Source organism: Lentzea indica, assembly GCF_012184385.1.
Taxonomy (GTDB): Bacteria; Actinomycetota; Actinomycetes; order Mycobacteriales; family Pseudonocardiaceae; genus Lentzea; species Lentzea indica.
In genome coordinates this window covers 1-22,699 of the sequence record NZ_VSRL01000027.1, presented here as the reverse complement: position 1 = coordinate 22,699, position 22,699 = coordinate 1, and the positions used below count along the sequence as shown (strand labels likewise).

Below are 22,699 nucleotides of genomic sequence, written 5' to 3'. Positions count from 1 at the left end.
GGTCGCAGCCTGGCCGGATTAGCGTCGGTCCGGCTCACGGACATGGGGAGTAGGGTCGGAGGGGATGAGCGTGGAGATCACCGCGGGCCCTCCTGAGACGACTTCACCTGAGATCGCCGAAGCTGTCGAAGCAGCCGAGCGGGTACTGACCAGGCGTTTGGGCGCAACGGTGCGCCTTGCGGACCCCGAGGCTCTCGGGGGTACCGGTCGTTCCGTCGTCATTCGCGTCAGAGTGGCCTCCTCGCCGTTCTCCATGCCCCGCACGCTGGTCGTGAAGCAGTATCCGGCCGGTTCCGGAGACCGCGACCCGTGGGCGCACGAGGCGGTCAGCCACCAGCTCCTCACCGCGTTGCCCGCCGAAGAGCGCGCCACGCCAGAGCTGTTCGCACACGACGCGGCGTCGCGTCTGGTCGTGCTCGAAGACCTGGGCCGTGCGCCGCGTCTGTCCGAGAAACTGCATGCGAAGGACGCGCGCGCCGCGGAACGTGGACTGTTGTCGTGGGCACACGCCATGGGGCGTTTGCACGCCACGACGGCGGGCCGTGACGCGGACTTCGACGCGTTGATGCGGCGGGCCGGTGCGCAGTGCTGCCAGGACCCGATCGCGGTCGACGTGCACGCGGCCATCGTGGGATTACCGGCGCTGGCCGTCTCCACGCTCGGCGTGGAGATGTCCCCGCAGGCCATCGAGTTCGCCTCCGACGCCGCACGAGCGTTCAGCACCTCGCGACGGCGCGCGTTCAGCCCATCGACGTCCTGCCCGGACAACCACCTCGTCACCTCGCGCGGAGTCCGGTTCGTCGACTTCGAGGGCGGTTGTGTCCGCGACATCGTGTTCGACGCCGCGGCCCTGCGCGTGCCGTTCCCGTCCTGCTGGTGCGGATGGGGCCTGCCGCCGGGGATGTCCGAGGCCATGATCGCCGCGTGGCGCGCGGAGGTCGGGTCGGTGTGGCCCGAGATGGACGACGACGCGGTGCTCTTACCGCGCCTGCTGGAGGCCCAGCTGCTGTGGGTGTGGCTCGCGACGTGGCGTGCGCTCTCCAAGCCGATGCCGAGCGTCGACAACGCCCCGCCGCGCAGTGTCGTGCTCGCCGGGCGGTGGGTCCGGCTGCGGTCCGATGCGCTGATCCTCGGCGAGAAGACGGTCGCGTCGCACGCCGACGCCGTGGTCGGCGCACTGGTCGACCGCTACGGCGCTGAGGTGCTCGAACTCCCGCTTTACCCAGCATTTCGCTGAACCGTTCCCGCACGGTCATTCCGAGATCACCGGGCCAGCTGATGCTGATTCGTGTGCTGGTGTTACTCGGTGACTCGACAGTGGTCGGGATAGGCGACCTCGTTCCCGGCGGCTGGCGCGGCTTCGGCCCCCTGCTCTCGTCCGCGTTCGAGGACAACGGCTATCGCAACTACGCCGTCTCCGGCGCGCGGCTGGCCGACGTCCGGCGCACCCAGCTGCCGCAGGCTTTGCGCGACAAGCCCAGTGCCGCCGTCGTCATCGCCGGCGTCAACGACACGCTGCGGTCGGATTTCTCCGTGCGGCAGATGCACGCGGATCTCGACCACGTCTGCGGCGCGCTCACGGCAGCAGGGGTTTCCGTCGTCACCGTGCGGTTTCACGACCAGGGCCGTGTTTTCAAGCTGCCCGGCAAGTTGCGGCGCGTGCTCAAGAACAGGATCGACGAGTTCAACCGCGTGATCGACGTCGTGGTGGCGCGGCACGGCGTGCGGTGCGTCGATCTGCACACCCTGCCCGGCGCGTACGAGCTGGAGACGTGGGCGGTCGACCGCCTGCACCCGTCCGAGCGCGGTCACCGGCTGCTGGCCAGGGCGTTCGCCGCCGAGCTGCGCGCGACAGGGCATTCCGTCGGCGACATCAGCCTGGAGTGCTCTGGCGGGCGCGAGCTGACGGTGTGGCACCACGTCGCGTGGCTTGTGCTGAAAGGGATTCCGTGGCTGTGGCGGCGTGGCGCGGACCTGGCGCCCCTGCTGTGGATCGACGAGGCGCCGACCGAGGTCGTTGTGCCGGTGCCAGGAGAGGTGTTGCCCGCTGACACCGGCCGCGTCTGAGGATCAGGTCAGGTCGTAGAGGGTCTGGCCGCCCACCGTGGTGGCCTGGAAGGTCGCGGCGACCCACTCGCCGATGGCGCTGTTGCCGCCGCCAGGTCCACCTCGTCCGCCCGCGACGAGGTACCGCACCTTCCCCGCGGCGACGAGTGCCTTGAACTCGTCGAGCGTGGGTGCCGGATCGCTGCCGTTCCAGCCGCCGATCGCGATGACGGCCCGTCCGGACGCCAGCTGCAACGACGCTGCGTTCTGCGCGCCGACCGTCGCGGCCGCCCACTCGGTGTCCGTGCCCTTCAACAACTGCACGACCTCCGTGGACGATCCGCTCTCCCGCATCCCACCGCCCTGCTGGCTGCGCGGACCGGACAACGGGATCGAGCCGCTGTGCGTGGTGGCGGCCGTTGCGAACGCGTAGCCGGAGGTGCCGAGCAACGCAGCCGCCACCAGCACTCCCACCAGCGAGCGGCGCGCGTTCACGCCGAACACCAGCGCCAGCACGGCGACCGTGGTGACGGCCAGCAGAACCCAGCGCAGCCATGGCATCCACGCCGGCGTGCGGTCGAGCAGGATGAAGCCCCAGACGCCCGTCGCCGCGACCATCGCCGTCAACGCCATCCGTGCCGGGAAGTGCGCTCGGCCGCGCCACAGCTCCTGTCCCGCGACACCGGCAAGCGCGGCGATCCCAGGTGCAAGCGCGACCGTGTAGTAGGGGTGCGTGATGCCGCTCATGAAGCTGAACACCACGCCGCTGACGAGCGTCCAGCCACCCCACACCACCAGTGCCGCACGAGTGCGATCGGTGCGGGGCACACGACGGGTGAACCAGAGTCCGGCGACCAGGCCGATCACCGCCGCGGGCAGCAGCCAGGAGATCTCCGGGCCCATGCTGGCGCCGAACAACCTGCCGGCGCCCGTTTCGCCGCCGAAGCCGATGTTCCCGTTGCCGCCGCCGGGCCCGCCGCCCTCGTCGCCGAAGATGCGGCCGAGGCCGTTGTAGCCGATCGCCAGCTCCCACAACGAGTTGTTGGTGGACCCGCCGATGTACGGGCGGCTGTCCGCCGGCCACAGCTCCACCAGCACGATGTACCACCCGGCCGAGACGACCACGGCGAGCCCGGCGCCCAGCAGGTGCAGCAGCCTCTTCGGCAACGATGCCGGAGCGGCGACCAGGTAGGCCAGCGCCAGCGCGGGCAGCACCAGGAACGCCTGCATCATCTTGGTGAGGAACGCGAAACCGATCGCCGTGCCCGCGAGAGCCAGCCACCACGGGCTCGCCTTGTCGAGCGCCCGCACCGTGCAGTACGCGGCAGCGACAATCAGCAGCACCAGCAACGCGTCCGGCAGGTTGAACCGGAACATCAGCGTTGCCACGGGTGTCAGCGCGAAGGCCGCGCCGGCGAACAACGCCGCGCTGGGGCCGGACGTGCGCTTGACCGTCGCGTACAGCAGTGCCACCGCCGCCACGCCTTCCAGCGCCTGCGGGGCGAGCACGGCCCAGCTGGAGAAGCCGAACGACTTGGCGAACAGGCCGCTCACCCAGAGGAACGCGGGCGGCTTGTCGACGGTGATCGTGTTGCCGGGGTCGAGCGAGCCGAACAGCAACGCCTTCCAGCTCTGCGAGGCCGCCTGCGTCGCCGCCGCGTAGAACTCGTTGCCGTAGCCGGTCGCGGTGAGGTTCCACAGGTACAGCACGGCTGTGCCGGCGAGCAGGCCGAGGAAGGCGATGCGGTGCAACGGTTTCCCGCTCCGGTGTGCGCGCGGTGCCGGTGCGGCGGCGGGCGCGGGGGCGAGTGTGGCGGTCATGACGCGTCCAGTTCGTAGAGGGTGGTACCGGCGACGGTGGTCGCGGTGTGGTTCGCGGCGACCCACTCGGCGATCCGGTGGGCGGCGTCGCTTCCGGTTTCCCCGCGCATCATCCGGCCGGTGGCGACGAAGTAGTGGATCTGTCCACTTCGGACCGTCTCCTGGAACTGCTCCAGGGTCGGTGCGGGATCCGTGCCGTTGAACCCGCCCAGAGCCATCACCGGCTGCCCGCTGGCGAGCTGCAGGCCTGCCGCGTTGTTGGACCCGATCGTCGCCGCGGCCCACCGGTAGCGGTCCGCGTTGTCTTGCAACAGAGCCACGACCTCGGCGTCCGGCGTCGTCGTGTCGAGCAGCCCTCCGCCGCCCATTCGCATGGTGGAAGGGCCCGCGACGGGCAGAGCGCCGGTGTGCGGGGTGGTGACGGTGGCGAAGGAGTACGTGGTGGGGCCGAGCAACGCGGCGACGAGCGCGACCGGGATGGCCCAGCGCATCGACAGCACGAGGCCGGCCGCTGCGGTCAGCCCGGCCATCAGCACCAGCACCGCGACGGGCGTGGAGAATCCGTTGATCAGCACGTAACACTGCAGCGCGCTCAACGCGACCGAGCCGGAAAGCACTGCCGCCGCAACGGGTTCGTCGCGGCGTTGCCAGAGCTCCGCGGCGGCGATGCCGATGACGGCGGCGATCGCGGGAGCCAGCGCCACGGTGTAGTAGGAGTGGATGATCCCGTTCATGAAGCTGAACACCGCGGCGGTGACGACGAGCCAGCCACCCCACAACGCGAGCGCGGTGCGGGCGCGGCCCTTCGTCAGCCACAGGCCGGCGATCAGCAGCACCAGCGCGGCGGGCAGGAACCACGCGATCTGGCTGCCCATCTCCGGGCTCAGCAGGCGGCTCCAGCCTGGCGTGCCCCAGCCGCGGCCACCGCCGACGCTGCCGACCTCGTCACCGGTGATCCGGCCGAGTCCGTTGTAGCCCAACGTCAGTTCCAGCACGCTGTTCGTCTGCGAGCCGCCGATGTACGGCCGGTCCGGCGTGAGCTCGACGGCGACGATCCACCAGCCGCCCGCGACGACCATCGCACTCGCCGCGCCGAACAGGTGCAGGACGCGTTTGCCGATGCTCGTGGGCGCGGCGATCAGGTAGACCAGCGCAAAAGCAGGCAGTACCAAGAAGGCCTGCAGCATCTTGGTGAGGAAGCCGAACCCGACAGCCACACCGGCGAGAGCGAGCCAGAACGGGCTGGCGTTCTCGACCGCGCGGGTGACGCAGTAGGCGCCCGCGATCAGCAGCAGCACCAGCAACGCGTCCGGGTTGTTGAAGCGGAACATCAGGACCGCGACCGGGGTCAGCGCGAGCACGGCTCCCGAGATCAGCGCGGCGGCGGGGGAGAACCAGCGGCGGACCGTCGCGTGCAGCAGCCACACGCTGCCCACGCCCATCAACGCCTGCGGCACCAGGATGCTCCACGCGTTGACGCCGAACAGCCTGGCGGACAGGCCCATCACCCACAGCGAGGCGGGCGTCTTGTCGACGGTGATCGCGTTGGAGGCGTCCGACGAGCCGAAGAACCACGCCTTCCAGCTCGTCGCGCCGGCCTGCGCGGCGGCGGAGTAGTAGGCGTTGGCCCAGCCCGAGTCACCCAGCCGCCACAGGTACAGCGCGCCGGTCGCGACCAGCAGGACCGCCAGCGCCAGGCGTTCTCGTCTCATGCGGACGAGGTTCGCGGCCTACCCTGGGCCGGTCGTGTGCTCTCGCTGTGAACGACCTGTGTGCGGTGAGGTTCTCAGGGAGACCGTGAACGTCGTGCGGCCAGGCTCGCTCGCCACCGATACTTCACCGTCGTGCGCGCCGACCACGGCGGCCACGATCGACAGTCCCAGCCCGGTGCTGCCCGCGGCACGTGACCGCGAGCTGTCCCCGCGCGCGAACCGTTCGAACACCTGGAGGCCTTGCGGGACTCCCGGCCCGTCGTCCGTGACGGTCAGGTCGACGCGTCCGTTGTGGACGGACAGCCCGGTGGTGATCGTGGTGCCCGGCGGGGTGTGGGTGCGGGCGTTGGACAGCAGGTTGCCGAGCACCTGGTGCAACCGTTGCACGTCACCGGGAACGATCACGGGGTCCTGCGGCAGCATGAGCTTCCAGCTGTGGTCCTGGCCCGCGATCCTGGCGTCGCCAACCACGTCCAGCACCAGCCGGGAGAGGTCGACGTCCTCGCTCTCCAGGGGACGGCCCGCGTCGAGCCTGGCCAGCAGCAGCAGGTCCTCGACCAGTGACGTCATCCGCAGCGCCTCGGACTCGACCCGGTTCATCGCGTGGGTGACCTCGGGCGGCAGGTCCGCGCCGGTCCGCCTGGTCAGCTCGGCGTACCCCCTGATCGCGGCGAGCGGGGTGCGCAGCTCGTGCGAGGCGTCCGCGACGAACTGCCGGACCCTGGTCTCGCTGTCGTGCCTGGCTTTCAGCGCCTCGTCGACGTGGCCGAGCATCCGGTTCAGCGCGAGGCCGACCTTGCCGACCTCCGTCGCCGGATCGGTGTCCTCCTCCGGCACGCGTTCGGCGAGCGCGACCTCGCCCTCGTGCAACGGGAGTTCGGAGACGCGGGTCGCGGTGTCCGCGACGCGGTCCAGCGGCACCAGTGCGCGCCGCACGATCACCCGGCCCGCCAGTGCCACCACCGCCGCTCCCGCGACGATGAGCCCGGCGAGGATCCAGACCATCTGCCACACCACGCCGGTGACGGGCGCCAGCGGCAGGCCCTTGATCCTCATGCGGTCGGTGACCACGCGGAACTCGCCTGTCTCACCCAGGTCGACCGTGTGCAGGCCCGAAGGTATCGACTCCAGAGCCGTGATCTCGTCGTCGGTGAGCAGCCGCGGTTGCTGCCAGTCCGGCAGTTCGATCGTGCCGCGGATGGTGCCGTCGGGCTGGATGATCGCGTTGAGGCCGGGGGCGGGGTAGGGCGAACCGGGCGGCGGTGGCTTGAGGTTCGTGACCTCGCGGTCGAGGTTGCCCATCAGGAACGCGTGCAGCGCGAGCACCGAGATCCCGCCGATCACCAGGCACAGCGCGGTGAGCAGGACGATCTGGCCCGAGACGAGCTTCGCCCGCAGGGTTCTAGGTCGCAGGCTTGAGGACATATCCGGCGCCTCGCATCGTGTGGATCATCGGAGCACGCCCGGCGTCGATCTTCTTGCGCAGGTAGGAGATGTAGAGCTCGACGATGTTCGCCTGGCCGCCGAAGTCGTAGCTCCAGACGCGGTCGAGGATCTGCGCCTTGCTCAGCACCCGGCGCGGGTTGCTCATCAGATAGCGCAGCAGCTCGAACTCCGTTGCCGTCAGGTCGATCGAGTCGCCGGCGCGTTCGACCTCGCGCGTCTCCTCGTTCAGCGACAGGTCGCCGACGATCAGGCGGGCGCCCGCGTCCGCGTCGGTCACGCCGGTGCGGCGCAACAAAGCGCGCAGCCGCAGCACGACCTCCTCCAAGGAGAAGGGCTTGGTGACGTAGTCGTCGCCGCCGGCGGTCAGCCCGGCGATGCGGTCCTCCACCGCGTCCTTCGCCGTCAGGAACAGCACGGGCAACGTGGGGAGGTCCGCGCGCATCCTGCGCAGGACCTCGAAACCGTTGAAGTCAGGCAACATCACGTCGAGCACCACCACGTCCGGCCGGAACTCGCGCGCGGTCCGCACCGCCGTCTGGCCGTCGAGCGCCGTGCGGACGTCCCACTTCTCCATCCGCAGCGCCATCGACATCAGCTCGGCCAGAGTGGACTCGTCGTCCACCACGAGCACCCGCACGGGCTGCCCGTCCGGCCTGCGGAGTTCGGTCTTCATCGCGCGCATGGCTCCCATCGTGAACGCCGACCCTGTGTACCAGCTGTGAGCGCGGCGCACAGCTCGTGCCTACGCCAGGCACAGGTCCGGCACAGGCAGCGTCGCCACGGTGGCTGACATGACCGAAGAACAGCCCCCGGAGTGGGGCGCACCCCAGCCGGCACCTCAGCGCCCGGCGTGGACCGCGAAGAAGACGGTCGCAGCCGTGGCCATCGCCGTGGGCATCGCCGCGGCCGGAGGCGTCGCGATCTACGCGGCCAGTGGCACGAGCCAGCAGACCGGAGCGATGGGCCCAGGTGGAGGACCGCCGGACGGTGGCAACGGCATGCGGCAGGGCGGGCCCGGTTTCGGGCTCGGCTCCGGCTCCGCGACGCACGGCGAGTTCCAGACCGGTGAGGTCACGGCGATCAGCGACACGTCGGTGGAGGTGAAGTCGACGGACGGCTACACCAAGACCTACGTGATCGACGCCGACACCGTGGCCGAAGGTGTCGAGAAGGGCGACACGGTGACCGTGATCGCTGCCACAGAGGACGGCAAGATCGTCGCGTCGAGCGTCGTCGAGCCTGGTCAGCGTGGTCAGCAGGGCCAGCAGGCGCCTCCGGCGAGGTAGTAGGTGGGTCAAGTGTGAGTGGTTATGGTCGGGTGCATGCCCGACCACAACCGGAGGTGAGCGGTCTGCGCACGTTCACACTGACTGTGTTGGGCACGACCGACCTGCACGGCAACCTCTTCAACTGGGACTACTACCTGGACCGCGAGTTCGACGACTTCGCGCACAACGACGTCGGGCTCGCGAAGATCTCCACCCTCGTGAACGCGGTGCGCTCCGACGTCGGGCGGCACCGGACGTTGCTGCTCGACGCAGGAGACACGATCCAGGGCACGCCGCTCGCGTACTACTACGCGAAGGTCGAGCCGATCACGACGCGCATGCACGTGCACCCGATGGCCGCCGCGATGAACGCCATCGGCTACACGGCCGCCGTTCTGGGCAACCACGAGTTCAACTACGGGCTCGACGTGCTGCGGACGTTCGAGCGGCAGCTGGACTTCCCGCTGCTCGGAGCCAACGCGGTGGACGTGGCGACGGGACAGCCCGCCTTCCAGCCGTACGTGATCAAGACCGTGTGGCGGACCGGCGGACCGCCGTTGCGGGTGGGGATCCTCGGGCTCACCAACCCCGGCATCGCCGTGTGGGACCGCGCTCACGTCGAAGGTGTGCTGACCTTTCCCGGGCTGGTGGAGCAGGCGCTGCACTGGGTGCCCGAGGTGCGGTCGAAGTCCGATCTCGTGGTGGTGGCGGCGCATTCCGGGGCCGATCTCTCGTCGTCGCTGGGTGATCAGGTGCCGTTCCCGGAGAACTGCGCCGCGCTGCTGGCCGAGACGGTGCCCGGCATCGACGCCGTGCTGGTCGGGCATGCGCACGTGGAGATTCCGCAACGGTTCGTGACGAACAAGGTCACCGGACGGCCGGTGCTGCTGACCGAGCCTTTGTTCTCGGGCAAGCGTTTGTCGCTGATGGAGTTCGACCTGCAGCACGACCACCGCTGGGAACTGGTCGCGTCGCGGTCTTCCGTGCTGTCGTCGGCTTCGGTCGACGAGGACCCGCGGATCGTGCGGCTGCTGCGGCACGACCACTCGAAGGTCGTCGACTACGTCAACGCCCGGATCGGCACGTGCGCCGCGGCGATGTCGGCCGCGCGGTCGCGGTTCGAGGACACGCCCGCGTTGCGGTTCATCAACCACCTGCAGGCGGTGGAGGTCGCCAAGTCCACGTCGTTACCGGTGCTGTCGTTGTGCGCGCCTTTCAACCGTGCGGCGGCGATTCCGGCAGGGGAAGTGTCCATTCGGGACGTTGCCGGGCTCTACATCTTCGACAACACCCTGGTGGGCGTGCGGCTGACCGGCGCGCAGCTGCGTGACTTCCTGGAGGAGTCCGCGCGGTACTTCTTGCAGGTCTCCGGTCCGGGGCCGTTCTCGGCGGACGAGGTTTCCGCCGATGTGCCGGACTACAACTTCGACATCGCTTACGGGTTGTCCGCGCCGTTGACCTACGACATCGACATCTCCCAGCCCGTGGGCTCGCGGATCGTGGGGCTGGCGTACGACGGTGTGCCCGTTGCGGACACCTTCGAGTTCGCGGTGGCCGTGAACAACTACCGGCAGGCCGGCGGCGGCGACTTCCCGCACATCGCTTCCGCACCCGTGCTGCACAACCAGCACCAGGAGATCCGCCAGCTCGTGATCGACTGGGTCAAGGCCGCGGGCGTGCTGAATCCCGCTGATTTCGCCGGTTCGGACTGGCGCCTGGTGGCCGGCGGTTCGCCCGTGGTGGTCTCCACGAACGGGTGAATTCGGGCGTGTTGTCCTGGGCGTTCTGCTCCAGGTGGTGGCATGGGGTCGTCCGAATGAGATAGGTCAGGCGCGTGCAGTTACCGCAGCGCGTCTTCGTCGGCGCTCTCGTCGTGCCTGCGTTGCTCGCCACGGTGGGTCTCGCGGCCCATCCCGCTCCCGATGTGGTGCCCGGCCACCTGGTGTTCGCCGTGCGGTCGTCGGAGATCGTGCTGGCCGGCACCGCGGGGTCTTCTGGTGAGCGCCAGGAGCTCGTGGACGCCGTGCGTTCGCTGGCCGCTGCCCACCGGATCACCGACATGATCACCCCTGACGCGGGCGAGCGCATGCCGGTCACCGCCGACATGGCCGCGTCGCTGCTGGGGGTGGTGCTGGACCAAGGCGTCACCGACTTCACCGGCGTCGTCCACAAAGGACACCTGACCGCGTCGGCACGCGTGGCGGACCCGGAGCGCGCGGGCGCGTTGAGCGACGCCCTGCGCGCCGCTGCTCCCGGCCTGCGCGTCGACGAGGACTTCACGACTACGGGTTAGGAGTTGTTCGTTGTTCGGGTTCTTCTTCCAGATGTTCCTGCTGTGCGCGGGCGCTTTCCTCGCGGGCGTGCTGCTGACCTGGCTGAGCATGCGCACGCGGTCAGCTTCGGAGGACGTCGCCGAGGCGCGTTTGTCGATCATGGAGGAGCCGGTCGCGGCGGCGTCCGCGATCAAGGCGAACTCGCGGACGATGATGTTCCACACGCCCGAGTCGCCCTACTACAAGCGGATGAAGGGTGACGCGTTCTTCCACTCGCCGGAGGACGCGCGCCGTGCCGGCTACACGATGTGGACGCCTCGGCCGCGGGTGCCCGCAAGCGCCTAGCAATTCGGGGCGCGGAGCCAGGTGTCCAGTTCGAGGTAGTCGGCGTCTGTCAGGCCGTGGCGTGGGTTCACCTTGTGCAGCAGGGCTTTGCCGTGGTGCTCGGCCACCCATGCGCGGTCTTTGTGGGTGATCTCGTCGTCCACCCAGGCGAACGGTCTGGTTCCTGCGTGCGCGACCAGGCCTCGGGTCTTCCAGTGCAGCCCTCGGTGGGCGTCCTGCTCCTCGGTTTCCGGGTCGTCCGGCCAGGTCGCCACCGGCAGCTTCGGGAGGCCGAGCAGCGGGGCCAGGAGGTCGTTCGCGTCCTCCATCCACGTTGTGGCCCAGACGAGCTCACAGGGCAGGGCCGCGAGCCAGGGGCCGTGCATCGGGTCGAGGCGGGCGAGCAACGGGTTGTCGTGCTGAGGGCCGCGGTGGGCGATGCCCTCGCCGAACGGGAGCAGCGGGCCGTCGACGTCGAGGAAGAGGATCGGGAGTGCGGCCACCGGGTCACGGTACGCGCGGGCACCTCGTAAGCTCGGCCGCGTGATTCCCGACGTGATCAAGCCAGGGCTGGACGTGCTCTTCTGCGGCATCAACCCCGGCCTCGTGTCGGAGGCGACCGGGCACCACTTCGCGCGGCCGGGAAACCGGTTCTGGCCCGCACTGCATTTGTCCGGTTTCACGCCGCGGCTGTTCGCGCCCGCCGAGCAGCGGGAGCTCCTGGAACTGGGTCTCGGCATCACGAACGTCGTCGCGCGGCCGAGCGCCAAAGCCGATGAATTAACAATTGACGAATTGCGGGCCGGTGGGGCGGCCTTGGCCGAAAAGGTCGAGCGGTATTCACCGAAGGTTCTCGCGGTGCTGGGTGTGACGGTGTACCGTGCGGCGTTCGGTCGCAAGAAAGCGCAGGTAGGGCCGCAGCAGGACACGGTGGGCGGGGCGCGGGTGTGGTTGCTGCCCAATCCGAGCGGGTTGAACGCGCACTGGCAGTTGCCGGCTTTGGCTGAGGAGTTCGGCAGGCTCAAAGCGAGTCTGTGAAAACAGGACGAAAGTTCACATTCATGCCCACTGAAAGTGGGCTGGACGGAGTGAACTGTGGTCTGGTTGCATCCGGATCTGCGTCCATTCGAGTGGCCTTCACCCAGAAGTGGAACCGGGTAAGCCGGGCTGCGTCAGAATTTTGCAATGCCACGCAGAACTCGGTGAATCTTCAACACTGGTGGGGGCGCAGTGGAGATCAGGATTCTCGGGCCGGTCGAGCCGTCGGTGCCGCCGAAGCCCGCGCAGATCCTAGCTGTCTTGGCGGTCGAGTGCGGGAAGATCGTTCCCGTCGAGCGGCTCATCGATCTCATCTGGGGTGAGGAGCCGCCGCCGCAGGCGCGCAAGTCGCTGCAGGTGCACATCTCCAGCCTGCGCCGGGCGGGGTTGCCGGTCGAGCACCGGGCCGCGGGGTACGTGCTCAACGCCGAACCGGACGAAGTCGACCTGCACCTGTTCCGCAAGCTCGTCGCGCAGGCGGGCGACGAGGCCGATCTCAAGGCCAAGGCCGAGGCGCTCAACGAGGCACTGCGGCTCTGGCGGGGCACGCCGGTGGTGTTCGCGCAGACGCTCGACGTCCAACGGCTCGCCGCCGCCGAAGCGCTGGTCGACGTCGAGCTCGCGCTGGGGCGTCACGCCGAGCTCATCGAGAAGCTCGGCACGCTCGTCGCCGAGTATCCGCTGGTGGAGCGGCTCCGTGGTCAGCTCATGACGGCGCTCGCCAGGGCGGGACGCAGGGCGGACGCCATGCGCGTGTTCCGGGAGACGCGCAAGGTTCTCGTCGACGAGCTGGGTGTCGAGCCCGGTGAGCAGCTCCAGCAGCTCTACCGCGACGTGCTGGAGGGTTCGCGGGACAGTCGTCGCAACTACCTGCCGCGCGACGCGGGTGACTTCACCGGGCGCGACCGGGAGCTCGGCAGGCTGCTCGACGGCGACGGCGGTGTCTGGTGGATCGAGGGGCCGGCGGGTGTCGGCAAGTCGGCGCTGGCCGTGCACGCGGCGCATCGGCTGGCTGACCGGTATCCGGACGGGCAGCTGTTCGTGGACCTGCACTCGCCGTCGGGGGCGCTGGACGCGTTGCTGCGCGCGATGGACGTGCCGAGCGAGCGGATCCCGGAGTCGGCGGAGGAACGCGCGGCGCTGTGGCGGGCGACGGTCAGTGGGCGGCGCGTGGTGATCGTGCTGGACGGCGTCACGAGCGTGTCGCAGGTCAGGCCGCTCCTGCCCGGCAGTCCCGGCTGCCTGACGCTGATCACGAGCCGCAGCCGGCTGTGCGGGCTGGAAGGCGTGCGCCGCATCCCCCTCGACGTGCTGAGCGGCGACGAGGCCGTCACCCTCCTCAAGAAGATCCTCGGCGACGACCGGGTGTCGAACGAACCCGATCAGGCCAAGGAGGTCGCGCGGCTGTGCGGGTACCTGCCGCTCGCGGTCAGGATCACCGGCGCGCGGCTCGCCGGACGGGCGCACTGGCCGGTGTCGAAGCTGGTCAGAAGGCTCTCGGACGAACGCAGCAGGCTGGACGAGCTGGTCGCGGACGACCTCGCGGTGCGGTCGAGCCTGGAGCTGACCTACCGCGCGCTCGACGAGAACGTCCGGAGCGCCTACCGGATCTTCGGGTTCCTCGGGCTGCCCGAGGTGCCGAGCTTCCTGTGGGTGCACCTGCTCGACGAGGACGTGCTCGACCAGCTCGTCGACGCGCGGCTGCTCGACGTCATCGGCAGCGCGCGGTACCGGATGCACGAGCTGGTGCGGCTGCACGCCCGCGAGCTCGCCGAAGCAGAAGACCCGCAGGAGCAACGCGAAGACATCGTCAGAAGGGCCGTGGTCGCAGCCCTGTCCACTGTGGACGGTCTGACCGAACAGCTCTTCCTCGCTGTGCCGCGCATGCAGGACTCGTTGGGAATAGTCACCACGGCGGTGCGTCCCGCGGACAAGGACACGTGGTTCGCGCGCGAGGAATCGCTCTTGACCAAACTCGTGGAACGCGCGGCGGAGCTCGGGCTCGCGGAGATCGCGTCACAGCTGGCAGAAGTGCTGGTGTTCGCCTGGTTCGGGCTCAGGAACCGTTACGAGGCTTGGGAACGAACACACACAGCGGCGCTGGAAGCCGTGTGGAAGACCGGAAACCTGCGGCTGGAGGCGGTTCTGCGGTGCAGCCTCGGCCAGATGCACTACAAGCGCGACAACCTGAGAGAAGCGCGGTCGTGGTTCGACACCGCGCAGACGCTGTTCGTGAACCTGGGCGACAAGCACGGCGAGGCCGTCGCGATGAACGGCATCGGCATGGTGTGCCGCGATCTCGGCGAGTACCCGTGCGCGCTGGAGGCGCTCGGCCGGGCCCGTGAGCTGCTGGAGTCGCACGATCCGGAGGGTCTCGGGCACGCGCTCTACGGAATCGGCTCCATCAAACGAGAACTCGGCGACGACGAGGGAGCGTTCGACACTCTCGCGCACGCTGAGTCCGTCTACCGCGAGGCGCGGAGCAGGAGGGGTGAAGCGCTGGCGGCCCGCGGGATCGGGCTCGTGCACCGCGCTCGCGGCGAGCTGGACCTCGCGGAGGAGCACATCGTGCGCGCCCACGAGATGGTCGCGGGCACCGGTGACGAGCTGCTCGGCTGCTACACCGCCCAGGCGTGGGCGAAGGTGTTGCTGCGCAAGGGTTCTTTCGAACCGGCGGAGAAACTGCTGCGGCAGGCGCTGGCCGGCTGCGCGACGTCGGCGACCGGTTCGGCGAGGCGCTCGTCCGCCGCACCCTGGGGGAGTGGCGGCTCGCGGCCGGCGACCACGCCGGTGCGCGGGTCGTACTGACCGCGACGCTCACGTCGTGGAACGACCTCGGCCTGCCGCTGTGGCGGGCACGCACCCTCAGAGACCTCGGAGCGGTCCACGCCTGCCTGGGGGACGTGGCAGGCGCGGACCGCTGCTGGGACGAAGCTGCCGAGCTGTTCACGCGACTGGGCACACGAGAAGTGGGGGAAGTGCGCCAGTGGCCTGCTCGGTGGGGCTTCGCGATCAGCTAGCTCAGCCGCTGATCTTCTTGTACTTCCACGGCTTGTAGCCGCCGCTCTTGAGCGACGAGATCGACACGGTCTCGTGGTCCATGTCCGTGGCGGTGCTGCCCTCTTCGTAGATCCACGCGGAGGTGTGCGCGGAGTTGGCCCACTTCTCGAACAGCTTCACGTGGCCGTTGCGCAGGATCATGTCGCCCGGCTTCAGGTTCGCCCACGAGATCTGCGTGGCGACCTCGTCCAAAGTGGACGTGTTGCGGCTGCTGGTCAGCTTCCACGCCATGGAGACGAAGCCGGAGCAGTCCGTGCGGTACTTCTTGCCGTGGTTGATGTCCCACGCGTAGGCGGACTGGCTGTACGGGATCTTGCGGTCCCACCAGTCCTTGGCCCGCTTGATGACCTCGGTGCGGCTGATCGTGCCGCCGTACCCGGCCGCCGCCTCGACCTGCGAGATGGCGGTCTCCTGCTCGGCAGGACCCTCCGGTGCGGCGTGGGCGATGCCCGTGATGCCGGACAGCAGCCCCAGCGAGAGTGCGGTCGCCGCGACGGCGTGGCGAATGCGCATGGTTGTTGCTCCGATCGACTTGCTGTTGGTGACGACCGGAACTGTTCACGACAGCGCCAAAGATCGGCCAAAGGTCGATTTAGGCGTCTCTTTACCGCTCGTTCCTAGCTTCTGCCCACCTTGCTTTGGGCATAAGGAGAGAGAGCATGTTCGTTCGCACGATCGCAGCTGTGATCGCGATGTTCGCGGCTCTGCTGATGGGCGCGTCCGTCGCGTCGGCGGCCCCGGCCAAGTACACCCACTCGCAGGCGACCGCGCAGCTGCGCGCGGCCGGCATCACCTGGTCGTCCAGCGGTGGCTGCAGCGACCGCAACCGTCCGAACTGCACCTCGTTCGAGCAGGTCAACCAGACGAGCATCGCGGGAGCCAAGACGTTCAAGCGGGCGTCGGGCTGTGCGCTGAACATCACGGGCGGCACCGAGACCGGCCACGCGTCGGGCACCTACTCGCACTGGAACGGCTACAAGCTGGACTACTCGCTGTCCAGCTGCGTCACCAACTACATCAAGCGGAACTTCAGTTCCATCGGTGGCAACAAGTGGAAGTCGGGCTCGGGCAACATCTACTTCCTCGAGTCGAACCACTGGGACGTGACGTACTACAACTGCGGCGGCTGCTGACCGAACGCTGTTGCTGAACCACCGCCGGGGCCGGTAGTAGTTGTCGGGTGACCACACTCGGCGCTGTCTACCGGCCCCAGCTTCCGCCAGAGAACCTGCGTTCCGTCGTCCTCGCCGCAGAGGAGTCCGGTGTGGACTCGTTGTGGCTGTGGGAGGACTGCTTCCTGGAGAGCGGCATCGCCTGCGCCTCCGCCGCTCTCGCCTGGACGTCCCGGTTGAAGGTCGGCGTCGGGCTGCTGCCGGTGCCGTTGCGCAACGTCGCCCTGACCGCGATGGAGGCCGCGACGCTGGACAGGTTGTTCCCGGGACGCGCGATGATCGGCATCGGGCACGGCGTGCAGGACTGGATGGGGCAGGTCGGCGTGCGGGTGTCGTCGCCGCTGACCCTGCTGCGCGAGTACACGGGGGCGTTGCGTGCTTTGCTCGCGGGCGAGCGGGTCACGACGTCCGGCCGATACGTGTCGCTGACCGGCGTGGCGCTCGACTGGCCGCCCGCCGCACCGATGCCGATCTACGTGGGCGGGCTGGGTGCCAAGACCCTGGACCTCGCCGGTGAGGTCGGTGACGGCACGATCCTGGACGCGTCGGCTGATCTCGACCGGGTCAGGGCGATCAGGGCGACCCGCGAGCACCCGCTCATCGTCTACGTCGAGACGGACTCGCGTGACCGGGCGTTCGTCACGGATCTCGTCGCGTCGGTGGCCGGCGCCGGGGCGGACAGCGTGATCTTGCAGCAGTCGGAGTCGTGCGAAGACCCCGAAGGCTTCGTCCACTTTGTGGGTTCACTCGATGGAGTGAGTGCCTAGCGGGGTGGATAACGGTGGATACCTCCTTGCGATGGAACGGTCGTAGGCCTTTCGTCCTGGTCGGGGAGGTAAGCATGCTCGGGCGCAAGAACCGCCGGATCGCTGAGCTGGAGCAGGCCGTCGAAAGCCTTCAGGAGCTGCTCGCCCGAATCGGTGACGCCCGAACAGCGCAAGATCAGGCGCTGGAGGAGGCCGACCGCGCCGGTGCCGAGCTGATCGCGCTGCGGCACCGGATCAAGAAAGTGCGCGCCGAGCTGCAACCGCTGTCCGAAGAGCTGACCTTCCAGCGCGCGGGCGTCTTCCGCACCGACGCGGCCGTGGATCACCAGGCCCAGGTCGACCTGATCCACACCGAGATGAAGACGCTGATCAAGACCGGTGCCGCGATCGAGGGCGGCGCGCAGGTCACCTACAACGGGTCGGACGCCACCGGGCGCAGGCTCGTCGAGGACTGGTCGGCGCTGATGCTCCGCTCGTACAACTGCGAGGCCGAGAACTGCCTGCGCATGTTGCGAGCCGGTGGCCTGGACGCCGCCCGCAGGCGGCTCGATCGCGCGGCGTCGGCGATCGAGCGGCTCAGCGGCACGTTCGCCCTCCGGATCTCGCCGCGCTACCAGGCGTTGCGGTCCTACGAGCTGGAGCTCACCGCCGACCACCTGCAGCGCAAGGCCGAGAGTCGCCGCACGCGCCGGATTGCCTCCTGATGCGCCGTTCGGGTGGGTTTGCCCGGTTGGTCTAACGGTCGCCGCGTGCCTCGCGATGACGCCGGTACATGTCGTCACCACAAGGGGGCCATCCGATGTTCGGCAGCAAGCAGAAGAAGATCGTTTCGCTTGAACAGGCTGCCGGTGGGCTCCAGGCGCAGGTCAACCAGCTGAACGCGTACCTGCAGCAGATCGGCGGCCTCGACTACGTGCAAGTGCGTCAGGAGATCGACCGCATGCGTGCCGAACTCGCCGGTTTGCACCAAGCACAAGCCTCGGAGAGACAGGCGCACCAGAACGTGCTGGCTGCTGAGCGCCAGGCGCAGGAGCAGTCCTTGGCCCTGCAGAAGAAGGGTTTCGAGCAGGGGCTGGCCCAGCTGCGGGCTGAGCTCGCGGCCACTCAGGCGACGTTGGTGCCGTTCAACGACGAGCTGCTGTTCCAGGAAGCGGGAGTGTTCCGGTACCACCACCCGCTGGAGAACTCCGAGGCTTACAAGCGTGAGCTCGACCGGGTGCAGGACGCCATGAAGCAGATGATCAAGGACAAGACCGCGGTCATCGGCAGCAGCAACTTCACCTTCAACGGGTCGAGCCGGGAAGGCGCCAAGATGGTCGCTGACTGGTGCAAGCTGATGCTGCGCTCGTACAACGCCGAGGCGGAGAACAGCCTGCGGGTGATGAAAGCGGGTTCTGTCGACGCGGCCAAAAAGCGGTTGGTCCGCGCAGCCGAGGCGATTGAGAAGCTTGGCAAGATGCTCAGCATCGAGATCGACGACCGTTACGAAGCTCTCCGCATGCGCGAGCTCGAACTGATGGCGGACTACCTGCAAAAGAAGCAGGAAGAGAAGGAGAACGAGCGCGCCGAGCGCGAGCGGTTGCGCGAGGAGGCCAAGGCGCAGGCCGAGTTCCGCCGCGAGCTGGAGAAGCTGGAGAAGGAGCGCAAGCACCTCGAGAACGTCCGGCAGGCGCTCCTCGCCAAGGGAGATCTGGCCGCCGCGGAAGAGCTCCAGTCCGAATTGGACAAGGTCGTCTCCGGTATCGAGGGCGTGCACCAGCGCGAGGCGAACATCCGCGCCGGGTACGTGTACGTGATCAGCAACCTGGGTGCGTTCGGGCCGAAGATGGTCAAGATCGGGATGACTCGGCGGTTGCATCCAGAGGAGCGCGTGCTGGAGCTTGGTGACGCCTCGGTGCCGTTCCGCTACGACACCCACATCCTCCACTACTCGGCGGACGCGGTTTCCCTGGAGACCAAGCTCCATCAGGAGCTGTCCGGTCGCAGGGTCAATCGAGTGAACATGCGCCGGGAGTTCTTCTACGCCACGCCGGAGGAAGTGCGCGAGCTGCTGAAGATGCACTCCGGTCAGATGCTCGAGTACGTCCTCGAACCCGAGGCGGCCGAGTACCGGCAAAGCGTGGCGTCTTAGCCGTCCAGTCCGGCGGATTGCCTCCTGACGCAGCGGGTACCTCCCGTGCGTGGCTGAGGTTTCTCTGAACGTCGAAGCGCCCATCGACGCCGTCTGGACGGTGCTCGCCGACGGCTGGTCGTACGCGGGGTGGGTGGTGGGCGCGTCGCACATCCGCGACGTGGACACCGGCTGGCCCAAGGCCGGCACGCACATCCACCACAGCGTGGGGCCGTGGCCGCTGGTCATCCAGGACTCCACCGAGGTGGTGCGCTGTGAGCCTGGCCGGCTGCTGGAGCTGGACGCCCGGCTGTGGCCGGCGGGAGCGGCGCGGATCACGTTCACCCTGCAGGCGCGGTCGGATTCGCTCACGCAGGTGCGGATGACCGAGACCGTGGTGCGCGGCCCCTCGGCGTTCCTGCCGGCGTTCGTGCAGGACCTGATGCTGGTTCCACGCAACAAGGAAACGTTGCGGCGCCTCGACGCGCTGGCCAGAGGACGTACAGCACCCTTTCACTAGGGAACTAGTGAAAGGGTGATACGGTCGCTCCCATGGGACTGAGGGAGCATCCGCCCGTCGTAGCGGAGAACCTGGGGAAGAAGTACTCGCGGGGCTGGGCGTTGCGGGACTGCACGCTGCAGATCCCGGCCGGCCGGATCGTGGCGCTCGTCGGGCCGAACGGGGCGGGCAAGAGCACGCTGATGGGCATGATCACCGGTCTGCTCCGCCCGACCTCCGGCCGGATCACGGTGTTCGGCGACGTGCCGAACGGGCGCGGGATGCACGCCGCGGTGGCGTTCCTGACGCAGGCGAAGCCGCTGTACCCGCAGTTCACGGTGGCCGAGACGTTGCGGTACGGCGAGAGCTCCAATCCGGGGTGGGACCAGGCGTACGCCGAGGAGCTTGTGCGAAAAGCGCAGGTGCCGTTCGCGGCGAAGGTGGGGACGCTGTCGGGCGGTCAGCGCACGCGGGTCGCGCTCGCGCTGGCGCTGGGGAAGCGGCCGCGGCTGCTGATGCTCGACGAGCCGCTCGCCGACCTCGACCCGCTGGCACGCGAGACCGTGTTGCGGACGCTCGTGGAGGAGTGCCGGACGCAGGGCATCACCGTGCTGCTGTCCTCGCACGTGCTGGCCGAGCTGGAGGGCGTGTGCGACCACCTGGTGCTGCTGACCGACGGCCGCGTGCGGCTGGTGGGTGACGTCGACGAGCTGTTGCGCGCGCACGCCGGGCAACCGGGTCTGGAGCGGCTAAGCCAGCTCGCTCTCTCCTATCTGCGGCAGGCCGAGGAAGGCAGGGCGGCATGATCTGGACCGTGTGGCGTCAGCAGCGGCCGGTGTTCATCACCCTCGCTACCGGGCTGGTCGTGGCGGCGGCGGCCATCCTGTTGCTGCGAGCGGGAATGGTCGCCGATCTCCATGCCGGCAACATCGTGGACTGCGTGCGGCGGAGCATGGAGTCCTGTCGTGGCGAGGCCGCCCGCGACTTTCAGAAGACCTGGTACGACCTGATCCACATCGCGCAGGTCGTGGTGATCGTGGTGCCCGCGCTGATCGGTGTCTTCATCGGCGCGCCGCTGTTCGCGCGCGAGTTCGAACAGGGCACGCACGTGCTGGCGTTCACCCAGTCCGTCAGCCGGACGCGCTGGATGGCGACCAAGTTCCTCGTCGCCGCTTTCCCCGCCCTGCTGTTCGTGGCGGTCCTTCAGCTTCTCGTGCGCAGCTGGGTGAACGCGGCGGGCGAGCTCGGGCCGTTGGCGGGAGGGCCGTACTACTTCACCACCTTCGAGGCTCAGGGTGTGTCGCCGATCGCGTACACGCTCTTCGCGTACACGCTGGGCGTGTTCGTGGGTGCGTTGTTCAAGCGGACGCTCGTGGCGATCACGTTGACGCTCGGCGTCTTCGTCGCGGTCCGTGGCGCTCTCGCCCTGCGGCGGGAGGACGTGGTCGAGCCGATCCGCGTGCTGTCGAACGATCTGACGGATCCCTATGCCGCCGTCGAACGTGGTCAGGTGGTGGTGGGCACGGGCTTCCTGGACGCCAAGGGGGCCGTGGTGGCGGACCCGTCGGCGGCGAAGACGAAGTGCGTCCCCAACGCGCCGATCGAGGTCTCGGTCGAGGACCGGACCGCCTGCTGGCAGCAGAACGGCCTCGCGCGGTCGTTCCGGGACGTCCTCCCGATCGACCAGGCGACCACGGTGCACCTGCTCGAGGCGTCGATCTTCGCCGGACTGGCGGTGTTGTTCGTGCTGGGCTCGGTGTGGGCAGTGCGCAGGCAGGTGTGACCGGGGGTGGGCACCTATGCTGAGCGGCGTGATCGAGTTTCGCATCGATCGGCACTCCGGGGTGTCCACCTATCTCCAGATCGCCGCACAGGTCAAGCAGGCCATGCGGATGGGGCTGCTGGGACCCGGCGACAAGCTGCCGACCGCACGGGAGGTGGTGGAGGCCACCAGGGTCAACCCCAACACCGTGCTGAAGGCGTATCGCGAGCTCGAACACGAAGGTCTCGTCGAAGGCCGCCGGGGCATGGGCACGTTCGTCACGGCCTCCCTCGCCACCGACGCGGCGCGCGCGGACGCGCCGTTGCGGCAGGACCTGGAGCAGTGGATGGACCGGGCGGTGGACGAAGGTCTGTCGGCCGACGAGGTCGACGCGATCTACACCGACGTGCGGAGCACGCACTACTGATGTCCACTGTGGACTTTGGAGCACGATGAACGCGAGTCCGGTGCACGCGGAGAGCGTGGCGAAGCACTTCGGACGCACCCGAGCGCTCGACGACTGCACGTTCACGTTGCCGGAGGGCAGCGTGACCGGGCTGGTGGGCCCGAACGGCGCGGGCAAGACCACGCTGCTGTCGCTGATCGCCGGACTCGCGAAGCCCACGAGCGGCTCGATCAGCGTGCACGGCACGGCGGTGCGCGGCCGGATGCATCCCGACGTCTCGCTGCTGACTCAGCGGCGTCCGCTCTACGAGCAGTTCACCGTGCGCGAGATGATGCGGGCGGGCGCGGCGATGAACGACCGTTGGTCGGCTTCGCGCGCGGACGAAATGCTCGACCTGTTGGCGGGCGTGGACAAAGACGCGCAGGTGCGTACGTTGTCCGCCGGCGCGCGCACGCAGGTCGCGATCGCGTTGGCCCTCGGCAGGTTGCCGAAGGTGTTGCTGCTCGACGAGCCGTTGTCCGATCTCGACCCATTGGCACGCGACGAGACGTTGCGTCTCGTCATGGCCGAGGTCGCGGAACGGGGCACCACGGTGCTGCTGTCGTCGCATCTGCTCACCGATCTCGGCGACGTCTGCGACCACCTGCTGCTGCTCGACGAGGGACGGGTGCAGGTGTCGGGCGACATCGACGAGATCCTGGGCGACCACCAGATCGTGGTCGGAGCGGCCGGGGTCGACTTGGAGACAGACGGCGTTGTCGTCGACTCCTCGCACACGGCGCGGCAGACGACCGCGTTGGTGCGGGGCGGGTCCGTGCCTTCTGGTTGGCAGACCACGCATCCCGATCTGGAAGCGTTGGTGATGGGATACCTGCGGGCGTCGCGTAGCCGCAGATTCGCTCGCCAGTAGAAACGCTTCAGTAGATGGCTTTGTGCGCGCCCTGGATCAGCGTCTTGTACAGGCCGCCCGCCGCGCCCCAGCGGGTGAGAGCGGC

The 22,699-nt window shown here is 68.7% G+C and carries 22 protein-coding genes and 1 pseudogene; 17 read left to right on the top strand and 6 right to left on the bottom strand.

The window, feature by feature from the left end; all coding sequences use genetic code 11:
- Positions 1–64 precede the first annotated feature (64 nt).
- Together FXN61_RS10315 and FXN61_RS10310 are read left to right on the top strand one after the other, a co-directional pair.
- Positions 65–1,237, top strand: a complete 1,173-nt coding sequence (locus tag FXN61_RS10315) for a hypothetical protein (protein ID WP_167972623.1) — start codon at positions 65–67, stop codon at positions 1,235–1,237.
- Between the two features lie 53 nt (positions 1,238–1,290).
- Complete coding sequence (locus FXN61_RS10310; protein WP_312877629.1) at positions 1,291–2,067, top strand: SGNH/GDSL hydrolase family protein; 777 nt, start codon at positions 1,291–1,293, stop codon at positions 2,065–2,067.
- A gap of 3 nt (positions 2,068–2,070) precedes the next feature.
- Here FXN61_RS10310 and FXN61_RS10305 read toward each other — a convergent pair whose 3' ends face one another.
- The 4 genes from FXN61_RS10305 to FXN61_RS10290 are packed head-to-tail and all read right to left on the bottom strand — an operon-like array spanning position 2,071 to position 7,707.
- Complete coding sequence (locus FXN61_RS10305; protein WP_167972619.1) at positions 2,071–3,867, bottom strand: glycosyltransferase family 39 protein; 1,797 nt, start codon at positions 3,865–3,867, stop codon at positions 2,071–2,073.
- Entirely contained in the window at positions 3,864–5,579 is a 1,716-nt protein-coding gene (locus FXN61_RS10300; RefSeq protein ID WP_167972617.1) for an ArnT family glycosyltransferase, read from the bottom strand. Before FXN61_RS10300 ends, FXN61_RS10305 begins: the two co-directional genes overlap by 4 nt.
- An 18-nt stretch (positions 5,580–5,597) precedes the next feature.
- Positions 5,598–7,004, bottom strand: coding sequence for a sensor histidine kinase (locus FXN61_RS10295; protein WP_167972615.1), 1,407 nt, complete (start codon positions 7,002–7,004; stop codon positions 5,598–5,600).
- Entirely contained in the window at positions 6,982–7,707 is a 726-nt protein-coding gene (locus FXN61_RS10290) for a response regulator transcription factor (RefSeq protein WP_281360399.1), read from the bottom strand. Before FXN61_RS10290 ends, FXN61_RS10295 begins: the two co-directional genes overlap by 23 nt.
- 109 nt (positions 7,708–7,816) lie before the next feature.
- On the opposite strand from FXN61_RS10290, the gene FXN61_RS10285 reads away from it, so the two are divergent.
- The 4 genes from FXN61_RS10285 (at position 7,817) to FXN61_RS10270 (ending at position 10,911) form a co-directional block, all read left to right on the top strand.
- On the top strand, positions 7,817–8,311 hold the full coding sequence (locus FXN61_RS10285) for a hypothetical protein (protein WP_167972612.1): 495 nt from the start codon (positions 7,817–7,819) through the stop codon (positions 8,309–8,311).
- 89 nt (positions 8,312–8,400) lie between these two features.
- Positions 8,401–10,053, top strand: a complete 1,653-nt coding sequence (locus tag FXN61_RS10280; RefSeq protein WP_246291221.1) for a 5'-nucleotidase C-terminal domain-containing protein — start codon at positions 8,401–8,403, stop codon at positions 10,051–10,053.
- 74 nt (positions 10,054–10,127) lie between these two features.
- Positions 10,128–10,586: a hypothetical protein gene (locus FXN61_RS10275; protein ID WP_167972608.1), complete on the top strand. Its 459-nt coding sequence runs from the start codon at positions 10,128–10,130 to the stop codon at positions 10,584–10,586.
- A gap of 10 nt (positions 10,587–10,596) precedes the next feature.
- Positions 10,597–10,911: a sunset domain-containing protein gene (locus FXN61_RS10270; protein WP_167972606.1), complete on the top strand. Its 315-nt coding sequence runs from the start codon at positions 10,597–10,599 to the stop codon at positions 10,909–10,911.
- On the opposite strand, the gene FXN61_RS10265 is transcribed toward FXN61_RS10270, so the two are convergent.
- Positions 10,908–11,393 (bottom strand): HAD domain-containing protein, encoded by a 486-nt coding sequence (locus FXN61_RS10265; RefSeq protein ID WP_167972604.1) that lies wholly within the window; start codon positions 11,391–11,393, stop codon positions 10,908–10,910. The genes FXN61_RS10270 and FXN61_RS10265 overlap by 4 nt on opposite strands.
- 40 nt (positions 11,394–11,433) lie before the next feature.
- Between FXN61_RS10265 and mug the strand changes: the two genes are divergently transcribed.
- Together mug and FXN61_RS55210 are read left to right on the top strand one after the other, a co-directional pair.
- Complete coding sequence (mug, locus tag FXN61_RS10260) at positions 11,434–11,928, top strand: G/U mismatch-specific DNA glycosylase (protein ID WP_312877628.1); 495 nt, start codon at positions 11,434–11,436, stop codon at positions 11,926–11,928.
- Between the two features lie 192 nt (positions 11,929–12,120).
- The gene (locus FXN61_RS55210; RefSeq protein ID WP_167972600.1) at positions 12,121–14,736 is read left to right on the top strand and encodes an AfsR/SARP family transcriptional regulator; all 2,616 of its coding nucleotides are present in this window, start codon (positions 12,121–12,123) and stop codon (positions 14,734–14,736) included.
- Between the two features lie 213 nt (positions 14,737–14,949).
- Here FXN61_RS55210 and FXN61_RS10250 read toward each other — a convergent pair whose 3' ends face one another.
- Positions 14,950–15,501, bottom strand: a complete 552-nt coding sequence (locus tag FXN61_RS10250) for an NlpC/P60 family protein (RefSeq protein WP_167972598.1) — start codon at positions 15,499–15,501, stop codon at positions 14,950–14,952.
- A gap of 146 nt (positions 15,502–15,647) precedes the next feature.
- Here FXN61_RS10250 and FXN61_RS10245 point away from each other — a divergent pair, with 146 nt between their 5' ends.
- The 9 genes and pseudogenes from FXN61_RS10245 (at position 15,648) to FXN61_RS10205 (ending at position 22,614) form a co-directional block, all read left to right on the top strand.
- Positions 15,648–16,121, top strand: a complete 474-nt coding sequence (locus FXN61_RS10245; RefSeq protein ID WP_167972596.1) for a hypothetical protein — start codon at positions 15,648–15,650, stop codon at positions 16,119–16,121.
- A gap of 47 nt (positions 16,122–16,168) precedes the next feature.
- Positions 16,169–16,927 carry an LLM class flavin-dependent oxidoreductase gene (locus FXN61_RS10240; RefSeq protein WP_167972594.1) on the top strand — a complete coding sequence of 253 codons (759 nt, stop codon included), beginning with the start codon at positions 16,169–16,171 and terminating at the stop codon, positions 16,925–16,927.
- Between the two features lie 74 nt (positions 16,928–17,001).
- Positions 17,002–17,631, top strand: a complete 630-nt coding sequence (locus tag FXN61_RS10235) for an SNIPE associated domain-containing protein (RefSeq protein ID WP_167972592.1) — start codon at positions 17,002–17,004, stop codon at positions 17,629–17,631.
- A 95-nt stretch (positions 17,632–17,726) separates the two neighbouring features.
- Positions 17,727–19,058 carry an SNIPE associated domain-containing protein gene (locus FXN61_RS10230; protein WP_167972590.1) on the top strand — a complete coding sequence of 444 codons (1,332 nt, stop codon included), beginning with the start codon at positions 17,727–17,729 and terminating at the stop codon, positions 19,056–19,058.
- 49 nt (positions 19,059–19,107) lie between these two features.
- A complete protein-coding gene (locus FXN61_RS10225; RefSeq protein ID WP_167972588.1) occupies positions 19,108–19,557 on the top strand; it encodes an SRPBCC family protein in 450 nt (149 codons plus the stop codon).
- A 32-nt stretch (positions 19,558–19,589) separates the two neighbouring features.
- A pseudogene (locus tag FXN61_RS10220) lies at positions 19,590–20,096 on the top strand (ATP-binding cassette domain-containing protein); the annotation flags it as partial.
- 242 nt (positions 20,097–20,338) lie between these two features.
- Positions 20,339–21,319 (top strand): ABC transporter permease, encoded by a 981-nt coding sequence (locus FXN61_RS10215; protein WP_167972584.1) that lies wholly within the window; start codon positions 20,339–20,341, stop codon positions 21,317–21,319.
- A 28-nt stretch (positions 21,320–21,347) separates the two neighbouring features.
- Entirely contained in the window at positions 21,348–21,725 is a 378-nt protein-coding gene (locus FXN61_RS10210; protein WP_167972582.1) for a GntR family transcriptional regulator, read from the top strand.
- Between the two features lie 25 nt (positions 21,726–21,750).
- Positions 21,751–22,614, top strand: coding sequence for an ABC transporter ATP-binding protein (locus tag FXN61_RS10205; RefSeq protein ID WP_167972580.1), 864 nt, complete (start codon positions 21,751–21,753; stop codon positions 22,612–22,614).
- Positions 22,615–22,699: the final 85 nt, after the last annotated feature.